The organism is Noviherbaspirillum sp., from assembly GCF_036846085.1.
In the GTDB taxonomy this organism is placed as follows: Bacteria; Pseudomonadota; Gammaproteobacteria; order Burkholderiales; family Burkholderiaceae_D; genus Noviherbaspirillum.
On the sequence record NZ_DAIUCO010000296.1, the window covers coordinates 1 to 5,981 of the forward strand.

At 61.5% G+C, this 5,981-nt stretch carries 7 protein-coding genes; 4 read left to right on the forward strand and 3 right to left on the reverse strand.

What is annotated here, in order from left to right:
• A partial coding sequence (locus V7080_RS22860; RefSeq protein ID WP_334190685.1) for a Fe2+-dependent dioxygenase occupies positions 1-628 on the forward strand: 628 nt, incomplete at its 5' end.
• On the forward strand, positions 625-1,740 hold the full coding sequence (locus V7080_RS22865; protein WP_334190686.1) for an alpha-hydroxy acid oxidase: 1,116 nt from the start codon (positions 625-627) through the stop codon (positions 1,738-1,740). The genes V7080_RS22860 and V7080_RS22865, both read left to right, overlap by 4 nt.
• Positions 1,741-1,767: 27 nt before the next feature.
• Here V7080_RS22865 and V7080_RS22870 read toward each other — a convergent pair whose 3' ends face one another.
• A complete protein-coding gene (locus V7080_RS22870; protein ID WP_334190687.1) occupies positions 1,768-2,379 on the reverse strand; it encodes a LysE family translocator in 612 nt (203 codons plus the stop codon).
• A gap of 120 nt (positions 2,380-2,499) precedes the next feature.
• On the opposite strand from V7080_RS22870, the gene V7080_RS22875 reads away from it, so the two are divergent.
• Complete coding sequence (locus tag V7080_RS22875) at positions 2,500-3,396, forward strand: LysR family transcriptional regulator (protein ID WP_334190688.1); 897 nt, start codon at positions 2,500-2,502, stop codon at positions 3,394-3,396.
• A gap of 141 nt (positions 3,397-3,537) precedes the next feature.
• Here V7080_RS22875 and V7080_RS22880 read toward each other — a convergent pair whose 3' ends face one another.
• Positions 3,538-4,356 carry a hypothetical protein gene (locus V7080_RS22880; protein ID WP_334190691.1) on the reverse strand — a complete coding sequence of 273 codons (819 nt, stop codon included), beginning with the start codon at positions 4,354-4,356 and terminating at the stop codon, positions 3,538-3,540.
• A gap of 169 nt (positions 4,357-4,525) precedes the next feature.
• The gene (locus V7080_RS22885) at positions 4,526-4,813 is read right to left on the reverse strand and encodes a hypothetical protein (protein ID WP_334190689.1); all 288 of its coding nucleotides are present in this window, start codon (positions 4,811-4,813) and stop codon (positions 4,526-4,528) included.
• 360 nt (positions 4,814-5,173) lie between these two features.
• On the opposite strand from V7080_RS22885, the gene V7080_RS22890 reads away from it, so the two are divergent.
• Positions 5,174-5,981: AAA family ATPase (locus V7080_RS22890; protein ID WP_334190690.1), on the forward strand; the 808-nt coding region annotated here is incomplete at its 3' end.

Below are 5,981 nucleotides of genomic sequence, written 5' to 3' on the forward strand. Positions count from 1 at the left end.
CGGGCCCGACGCGCCCTGGATCGACGGGCGCAGCAGCGCGGGCGGCCAGGCGGTCGCCCGCAAGAACAACGAGCAACTGGCGCAGGACAGCGATGTCTCGCGCCAGTTGCAGGCGCTGATACTCGGCGCCGTGCAGCGCGATCCGTTGTTTTTTTCCGCGGCGCTGCCACGCAAGATTTTCAACCCGCTGTTCAATCGCTACAGCGGGGACAGCAACCATTACGGCGCCCATATCGACGGCGCCGTGCTGCATTCCCGTCATCCGGCGCAATGGGTGCGCACCGACCTGTCCTGCACAGTGTTCCTGGCCGAGCCGGATGAGTACGACGGCGGCGAGCTGCTGATCCAGGATCTGCAGGACGAGCGGCGTATCAAGCTGGCCGCCGGCGATCTCGTACTGTATCCCGGTACCTCGCTGCATCAGGTCACGCCGGTGACGCGCGGCGCGCGGCTGGCGAGTTTCTTCTGGATAGAAAGCATGGTGCGCGGCGACGACCAGCGTCGGTTGCTGTTCGAGATGGACATGGCGCTGCTCAAGCTGCGCGAATCCCTCGGCGAGCAGGAGCCGTCGGTCGTCCAGCTCACCGGTACCTATCACAACCTCCTGCGCATGTGGGCCGATACATGAGCAACGTCCCCGCCGTCGAGCCGATGCCGCCGGGTGTCGTATCGCTGGAAGACCATGCGGCACATGCGCATGCCCGTCTGGACGACAACGCATGGTCGTATTTCAGCGGCGGCGCTGCGGACGAAATCACGATGCGGGCCAATCGCACCGCATGGGATGCGATCACCTTATCGACGCGCGTGCTGCGCAATCTCGTTGGCGGCCATACGCGGGTGAACTTCCTCGGCACGACGCTGGCGCATCCGATCCTGCTTGCGCCGGTCGCTTTTCAGCGCATGGCCCATCCGGATGGGGAAATCGCCACCGCCTTCGCCGCCGCGATGCAGGGCGCCGGCATGGTGCTGAGCACGCAGGCAACCACCCCCCTGGAGGATGTCGCCCGGATCGTCCTGAACGAGCCGGGGCGCGGTCCACTCTGGTTCCAGCTTTACCTGCAGCATGACCGTGGTTTCACGCGTGAACTGGTGCGGCGCGCGGAAGAGGCGGGCTACGAGGCGCTGGTCGTCACTGTGGACGCGCCGAGCAGCGGCGCGCGGGACAGGGAACGCCGCGCCGGCTTCCAGCTTCCGCCCGGCATCGCCGCCGTCAATCTCGCCGGCCTGCCGCCGGCACAAGCCATCGAATTGCATCCGTACCAGAGCCGCATGTTCGACGCATTGCTGACCACCGCACCGACCTGGGCCGACATCGAATGGCTGCAAGGCATCACCCGCCTGCCGGTTCTTCTAAAGGGCATCATGCACGAGGACGATGCCCGCCTCGCCGTCGACGCCGGGGCTGGCGGCATCATCGTTTCCAACCACGGCGGACGCACCCTGGATACGATGCCGGCCACCGCCGTCGTCCTTCCGCGCATCCGCGATGCGGTCGGCGCCGGCGTGCCGGTGCTGGTCGACGGCGGCATACGGCGGGGGACCGATGTGCTGAAAGCCATCGCACTGGGGGCGGATGCGGTCCTGGTCGGACGGCCGTATTTGTTCGGCCTCGCCAACGCCGGCGCAATGGGGGTGTCGCATGTCATCCGGCTGCTGCGCGACGAACTGGAAATCGCGATGGCGCTGTGCGGTTGTGCCACGCTTGCCGATGCCAATTCGGATGTCCTGTTCAAATAGCCGGTGCATTAAGGAAAGAGCGACGGACTACCTGGTTGCTCCCGCGAGCGCTGCGCCGAAGAGGACGAATGTGGCCGCACCCGCCTTGTTGACCGCTCTTCCCCCGCGATCGGACGCAAGCCAATTCCTTGCCCGGTGCGCGACCGATGCATAAAGACAGTGAATTACCACGACCAGGGTGCTGTAGGTCAGAACCAGTATGAAAAACTGCACCGCATAGCCGGTCGCCCTGTCGATAAACTGCGGTAACACCGAAAGAAAAAAGAAGACCGCCTTGGGATTGGTCAGTTGCAAGGAGACGCCCTCCGTAAAGCGCTTGGTAAAGTTGACATTCCCGGTGTCATTGAGATCGAAGCGCAATCCCGGCGCCTGCCAAAGCCTGGCGCCAAGATAGATCAGGTAGGCGGCGCCGGCCAGTTTCATGATCGTGAATGCGGTTGCGGATGTCGACAGTAAAAGGCCCAGGCTGGTCGCCGAGGCTCCCGCGACGACCAGCGCCCCGACTGCAATCCCAAGGATCCCGCCGATCGTTCCCTTCATGCCGTAGCGCAGTGCATTGGTGATCGTCATGACCACGCCGGGTCCCGGGCTGAGTACCGTGGTGGCGGCCATCAGAACAAATAGTGGATACAGTTTCAAGAACATCCTCCTGATGTCGTGATAACAGCGGCGTGTGCTGCGTGAAAAGTATGCAAGCCGGGATGCTGACACGCAAACGAGTTTTCTTTATCATGTGTTGAATTAATCTCAACGCTTGTCATGACATCCCGCCATCCGCTCAATGCCCTGCAGGTTTTTTGCGTCGTAGTCCGCGACGGCGGTTTTCGCCAGGCGGCGCAGACCATGCACATTACGCCCGGGGCGGTAAGCAAGCAGGTACGGGTGTTGGAAGAGCATCTCAAGGAAGTGCTGTTCGACCGCACCGCAGGCAGTGCGGCAACACTCACCCCGGCCGGCAAACGGCTTTACGAACGTGTCGCCCGCGAGATGGACATGATCGGCGACGCACTAAATGGAGCGGCGCGCATCAACCGGCAGTCCACCATACTTGTCGATACCAGCGTCACACTGGCGATGTACTGGCTGATTCCCCAACTCCAGCATTTCAATGACCGTCATCCGAAACTGCGCATCCAGGTACGTACCACGGACGGGCCTGCCAATCCGGCCGTGCCGGCCGACGTATTCATCCGCAGGGAGAACGTCGAGTTGCGAGGGCTGCCTTCCATTGCGTTCATGAAGGAGCGCTCGGTGCTTGTCGCCAGTCCTGATTTCATCGCGAAGTCGATGCCGCGCGAATCGGAAGACGCACGATGGCTGGCGAAGGTGCCGCGAATAGGCGCGCGGTCGAGGCCCGACTTGTGGATGCGCTGGAGCGCATTCCATCGGCTAAATCCGAAGGCGCTGCAGGCGGCAATTGAGTATGACAACACGATTCTGGCAATTCAGGCAGCCTTGCAAGGATTGGGCGTTCTTGTGGTGCCAGAGGTGTTCGTTGCGGGAATGATTGGCGCCGGCGCGCTGACGATGCTTAGTCCGGCACGGATCGACACGGGAACCTACTCGTATGCCGTGGGCCGCCGGCGCGAATCGGCGCGGGTGTCCGCATTCACGGATTGGCTTGCACAGCGAGGGCCGCTCCCGGAGACCGTTTGAGCACTGGCTGTACTGTGCATGCCGACTTCAAGCTGACGATGCTCGCCGCATTACCGGTACGGCCACGCGGTCTGCGGATGTCCGGTACATGGACTCGGATAGTGGCAACGGCAGTGCCTTTAGCGCAATCCACGCGTAACGCTATTTTCCGTCGCGTGCCTCCGCCAGCGCGATCGTCAGGTGTTGCACCTTCTTCTTCAGCTGGTCGCGTTCCTCCGTGAGCTCGGCCACCAGTTGCGTCAATCGATGGATCTCCAGCTGATCCGGCGTGGCGTCGTCCGGCGGCGGCGCCGGTTCGGGCTTGGGCGGCAGCCGTGCCTCGCGCACCTGCCGCGCCGCCTGGCGCAGTTCCTTCTTGCCGCCCGCGACAGCCGCTACCTGCTTCTCTTCCGGCAGGGACGCCACCGCGGCGGCGGCATTGATGGAAATCATTCCGGTCTTCACCGCGTTCACGAGTTCCGGCGCGGCGGTCTTCTGGATTTTCTCGATCTGTCCCAGCGTCGCACTGCTTACCCGCGCGGCGCGCGCGATGCTTTCCCTCGTCAGTTGCGGCATGGCATCGGTGGGCGCGGCGGCTTCAGCGGCAGCCGGCTCGACAGCGGCCCTGGTGTCCTGCGCCTGCGCCAGCCGGGCGGCAACGATCTCCTTCTTGCGCAATGCCAGCACGCCACGCTGAAAGTCCGACACGCTGCGGCGCCCGAGGTGGTTGTCGATCATCCACAGGTGCACATCGTCGATCGATTGGAAAGTCTGGTTCTGCACGGTGTTGAAAGGAATGCCATGTTTCTGGCAGATGCTGTAGCGGTTGTGGCCGTCCACCAGCAGATCGCCCCATAGCACCAGCGCATCGCGGCAGCCCTCGGCGAGCAGGCTGCGTTCCAGCGCGGCATATTCGTCTTCGGTCAGCGGGTCGATGTAGGCACGGAGATCTTCATTAACAGTGATAGCGGTGATGGTCATGGTCCAGGCAAAGTAAAACGCGAGCGCGGTAGTGTACACATCGCCGATGCTTTCGTGCGGGAATCCATGGTGATCGCGTATGGCATGGCGGCAGGCGGAATAGACGCGCGCCAAGTGATGAAATTCCGGTCATCAAAGAAACCATGTCCCGGGCCGCGAGACCATGCCATTATCGCAAGGCGGGCGATCGCACGTGTTCCGGCCTGACGCCGATGCCGACCGCATACGCCGGCACGACGCGCAATGCAGGCCACCGGTTCAACAGCCTGACCGGCCACGGCGTCTCAAGTGTACTCTGGCGCTCGCCTTCCAGCACCGGCTTCAGCAACCTGTTCTGTATCGCCAGTTGCGCGGCCTGAGTCAACCGCGTCGGAAAGAGGCGGCGCTTTTCCACCTGCGCCAGCAATTGAGTCGGTTGGTCCGCGTTCACGCCGGGGGTGGCCAGCTTGCGCTCCATTTCTTCCGCTGACTATGCAAAGCCGGGATTCAGTTCTTTCACCCGATCAAATAGCGTCGCCACGAAAAACGGCGACGCTGACTTCCCTTGATCGACCGGCTTGACGTGCGTTTCGTCGAAACCGCGTCGCGCTTCGGCTTCGGTCCGCGGCACGAAAGTCCTGCCAATCTGCTACGCATAATCGAGAATGCGCGCCTGGACGGTTTTCTGCTCGGTGGGGATGGTCATGCCGAACTCCGGAATATGGGTCTGAAATGAATTTACTATCCTTGCAGAAATATAACGGACGCGATAATAAATTGAGATTTTGCGTTCTTCGTGCATAATTAGTAAATATTTTACATTCTCGGGTTGAATAAAATGCTAGTCGAGTTCCGGATAAAGAACTTCCGCTCCCTGCGCGACGAGCAGGTGCTCAGCCTCGTTGCATCCAAGGATAAAACCCTGCAGGACACGCACACATTGGTCACCAGTATCAAAGCGGTACCAACGTTGCTGCGCAGCGCAGCGGTATATGGCGCCAATGCCAGTGGCAAGTCCAATCTCATCAAGGCACTGCAGTACATGCGCGGCGTGGTGGCGGAATCAGCCGTCATCCAGCCGGGGCAAACCTTCAGCGTGCAGCCTTTCCGCCTCGACGATAAGTCCGCGAGCGAACCTACCGAGTTTGAGGTCACTTTCCTGCTCGACGGCGTGCGTTATCAGTATGGCTTTGCCCTGACCAGCCAACGCGTTGTCAGCGAACACTTGCTGGTCTACAAAGCGTTCAAACCACAGCGCTGGTTTGAGCGCCACTTCGACGCCGATACCGGCAAGGATGTCTATGAATTCGGCTCCGGCTTCAAGGGACCCAAGAACCTGTGGGAAGGAGCGACCCGCGCTAATGCCTTGTTCCTGTCGATGGCGGTGCAGCTCAACAGCGAAGCCTTGCGGCCGGTGTTTGACTGGTTCGTCAACCGGCTAGTCATCTTTAACGAGCTGACGCAGCTCAATCAGCAGGTATCGATCCAGATGCTCAAGCAAACCGAAGGCCGCAAAGAAATCTGCAATTTCCTCGCCGCCGCCGACATCAGCATTGCCGATATCGACGTGGTGACACGCAAGGTACCGGGGCAGGCTGTGCATTTCGATCTGGTGGCCGGCAAGACCGAAGTGCGCACCGAAGAAA